Source organism: Parafilimonas sp. (genome assembly GCF_047606085.1).
In the GTDB taxonomy this organism is placed as follows: Bacteria; Bacteroidota; Bacteroidia; order Chitinophagales; family Chitinophagaceae; genus Parafilimonas.
Window position 1 is genome coordinate 1 of sequence record NZ_JASGEX010000133.1, and the last position, 3,349, is coordinate 3,349.

6 protein-coding genes and 1 pseudogene are annotated in these 3,349 nt (G+C 42.5%); 2 read left to right on the forward strand and 5 right to left on the reverse strand.

All coding sequences use genetic code 11. The features are described from left to right. Nucleotides 1-277: pseudogene (locus tag QM629_RS11775) on the forward strand (hypothetical protein); the annotation flags it as partial. Here QM629_RS11775 and QM629_RS11780 read toward each other — a convergent pair. Next, nucleotides 272-493 (reverse strand): PspC domain-containing protein, encoded by a 222-nt coding sequence (locus QM629_RS11780; RefSeq protein ID WP_415160072.1) that lies wholly within the window; start codon nucleotides 491-493, stop codon nucleotides 272-274. The pseudogene QM629_RS11775 and the gene QM629_RS11780 overlap by 6 nt on opposite strands. A gap of 126 nt (nucleotides 494-619) precedes the next feature. On the opposite strand from QM629_RS11780, the gene QM629_RS11785 reads away from it, so the two are divergent. Next, a complete protein-coding gene (locus tag QM629_RS11785; protein ID WP_415160073.1) occupies nucleotides 620-901 on the forward strand; it encodes a GlsB/YeaQ/YmgE family stress response membrane protein in 282 nt (93 codons plus the stop codon). Nucleotides 902-978: 77 nt separating this feature from the next. Here QM629_RS11785 and QM629_RS11790 read toward each other — a convergent pair whose 3' ends face one another. The 4 genes from QM629_RS11790 to QM629_RS11805 form a co-directional block, all read right to left on the reverse strand. Next, nucleotides 979-2,493 carry an arginine deiminase family protein gene (locus tag QM629_RS11790; protein ID WP_415160074.1) on the reverse strand — a complete coding sequence of 505 codons (1,515 nt, stop codon included), beginning with the start codon at nucleotides 2,491-2,493 and terminating at the stop codon, nucleotides 979-981. 89 nt (nucleotides 2,494-2,582) lie between these two features. Continuing rightward, a complete protein-coding gene (locus tag QM629_RS11795; protein WP_415160075.1) occupies nucleotides 2,583-2,759 on the reverse strand; it encodes a hypothetical protein in 177 nt (58 codons plus the stop codon). Then, the gene (locus tag QM629_RS11800; RefSeq protein ID WP_415160076.1) at nucleotides 2,756-2,941 is read right to left on the reverse strand and encodes a transposase; all 186 of its coding nucleotides are present in this window, start codon (nucleotides 2,939-2,941) and stop codon (nucleotides 2,756-2,758) included. Before QM629_RS11800 ends, QM629_RS11795 begins: the two co-directional genes overlap by 4 nt. Before the next feature lie 62 nt (nucleotides 2,942-3,003). Further along, nucleotides 3,004-3,349, reverse strand: a 346-nt coding sequence (locus QM629_RS11805) for an IS110 family transposase (protein ID WP_415160077.1), incomplete at its 5' end; no start/stop codon positions are given.

Consider the following 3,349-nt stretch of genomic DNA (forward strand, 5'->3'; position numbering starts at 1 on the left):
CCCGTCGGCCCCGGCCGCTATAGCCGCTTTGGCTATCGTGCCTATTAATTGCGGGTTGCAGCCTAACCAAACCAGCGGCGTTACAGGCGGCAACCCGCAATTAATAGGCACGATAGCCAAAGCGGCTATAGCGGCCGGGGCCGACGGGCTGTTTATTGAAACACATCCCGACCCTGCCAAAGCCAAAAGCGATGGCGCCAATATGCTTCATCTGAATTTAATAGAAGCATTGCTCGAAAAACTGATAAAACTGAGAAAAGCCGTGGTAAGCTTATAAATATCTAAGGGGATTTCTTCTTGCAGATAAAATATACTTCTTCATATTTAACCAAAAGGCCATCACCATATAAATAATTATCGGCGAGCCCATAGTTAAAAAGGATATATATATAAACCACATGCGTATGCGGCTGGTAGAAATGCCAAGCCGTTCGCCCAAAGGCTCACATACGCCAAATGCACGCCACTCAATAAGTTGCTTAAGTTTGTACATAACTGCAATTTAGAAAAATTTTTTTTCAGCCGGCAGTATTGCGGGCGCTTTTTAACTGTTTATTTGAGCGCATTGATAAACTGCCTGTAGAATGATAATATGTTTTACTTTTAAGAAATTCTTTTTATGACATTAATGGGTTTTCTATTGCTGCTTTTAATAGCTGCTATATGCGGCGGTATTGGCCAGTCGCTTGCCGGTTATGATCTGGGCGGCTGCCTTGTATCCATCATTGTGGGTTTTATCGGCGCTTATATCGGCACATGGATAGCTGCTAAATTCGGCCTGCCCCCTATTTTTGAAGTTTCTATACAAGGCCAGTCATTTCCCGTTGTTTGGGCAGTAATCGGCTCGGCAGTATTTACGGCAGTTATTGCCTTGCTGCGAAGGGCATTTACGGGAAAGTAAATTGCTTTACTTTTGGGTAAAGCAATGATGTACTGAAAATGCATCAGCAAGAGCCTGCGCAGGCAATGCATAAATCCTTATATCAGTTTATCTCTTAACAAAGGCATGCTCATGCAATGCGAGCCGCCACGCGCCCTTGAAAGCTCTGCAGAGGGCAACAGTATCAATGTATCTGTTAACGATTGGGGAGCCAGGCCTTCATCAAATTTTTTAAACAGTTCCGTGGTAGTTACAACTTCAAACCCGTTTTTCTGAAAGCTTTCTGCGGTATAATCATTCCTGTCGTAGCCAATCACAACGCCTTCTTTCAAAGCAACCACGTTGCAGGAATCTGTCCATTGTTCGCGGTCATCGTAAGGAAATTCATTGCCGCCACTGTAAATTATTTTCACATCATCCGGATCACAATCATAGTCTTCAACGCTTACCTGCACCAGCAATGCTTCTATGCCTGCAAGCTTTTTATTAATGCGGTAATCTGCATCGGGCTTATACGATGCGTCCGCAGGTTTATAAAACTGCAGCACTTCCGGTTCTTCAATGCCCACCAGGTCGGGCTGATGCATCAGCCGCCTTAAATACGATTGCTTTACTTTATTTTCAGCCGCAATAATATTTTCAGAATACCTTCCATACAATACCCACACATTACGCTTCACCTGTGTAAAGATGGTGTCAATATGCATTTGTGCACGGTTCTTTGCAATCTTCACCACAGAGATTTTTTCAATGCCCAGGCCCTTTGAAAATATGGTATGAATAATTTCATTGATGGCATTTGATGAAGTTCTTTCACTGCAGCCAACAATCAGGTGCTGCGGATGTATCATCATAATATCGCCGCCTTCAATGCTGATAAAACGGGCCTTACGCTCCATTTCTTCATATAAAAAGAAATCACTGTCTTCTATCACTTCCATTACTTTACCGGTGTCTTCCCTGAACAAAAAATACATGGCAAGAAACTTCGTAATAAGCGATTCCCGCTTCCTCGCAGAGGTGGCCATACGGCTTAAAAGAAAATGGCCTTTTATCATAATACCAATATCCCTTGTAAAAATGAAGTTGGGAACCGGGGGAAAGATATATTCATCTTCATAATGGCCGCTGGCTTCTTTAGGCAAAATGCCGCTGATGAGCACTTTGGCAAGCAGGGCCGCATCATCAATCGCTTCAAGCCGCAACTGTGTTTTATGGCTGGATTCTTCATACGAACAGACTGCAGAGATCAAACGAAGTTTTACGCGCTCATTTTTCAATACCTGCTCTAGCAAATGCTGCACTTCAAGCACTTTATCTGAATTAAAATATTCTTTCTTGCCCGGTATAAAACAATTGGCCCTATTCAACGCATCGCTGTTTGCCTGGTAGTTTTTTATATATTCAATTTTTGCAGGATCAAGAAAATACAACAACAGCATTACATAATGATTATACTCTTTCTGCATGCTTTTTAAATGAACAATATCATCGTACAGGTTATCAGCAAAAGTGCCGGGTATTATTTTGCCAATGCCGCCATCCGGGCTATGTATGATTAATTTGCGAAGCGTACCAATTTCAGACTCTACATAATAGTTTTTATCATGCATAAAAATATTTTTTGATTAATAAACAAGAATAAACAACAAAGCAGCAGCGCTGCATACGTTAGATAAGATTAAGAAAGATGGATAACAGGTTATGCTTCTTCATAAGTGGATGGCAAGGTAAGCATTTTTGCGGCAATGCTTTTTTCTAAACCTTTTACGCCAAGCACAAGAAAGCGTACGAACATTTCCTCTTTATACCAGTTTTCACTGCGTGTTTTATGGATTACGCCTGTATGTTGTTGTAAATTGTAAGCAAAATTTTTCATTGCTGCTTTGTTTTCCTGGATGTAATGCCTGTATCGCGCTGCGTATCGCCGCTGCTGTCTGTATCGGGGCAAAAACCGATAAAAGAATTTAACCGGTCAAAGCTCCCGAACCTTCGCACATCACCTGTTTCCAATAACCATTGCGTAGCCGCCACAAAATCTATTCCGGGTGTACTTAACAATAGTTGATGTTCCTGTTAGTATTTGGGATCCTTCAGCATCTCCCGTAATGCTTTTTGTGCCTTCAGCAGCAGTTTACGCAGCAAACTGCTGCTGAAGGCATCAGTAATAAACTGTCTTTGGGTAAAGCATCTTTACCAGCCTGCTGTTCTATCCGGTTCATAAAATTGCAGCTCCGGTTTCCCGGTTTGTCCAACTGATGCGGTATATCAATGCCCTGGTATTTGAGCAGGCTCTTCAACCGGTTCTTGCTGCGGGTAATATCTCCCGCCAATCGGGTGCGGTAACGCACAAGGCTCCTTTGCTCTTGATGTATTTCATCAGGCACATCAATACCGATAAGTTCATGATTGGAGTGATTCCGGGCTAACTTCAATGCATCTGCCTTGTCTGTTTTTCCTTTCTTTTCC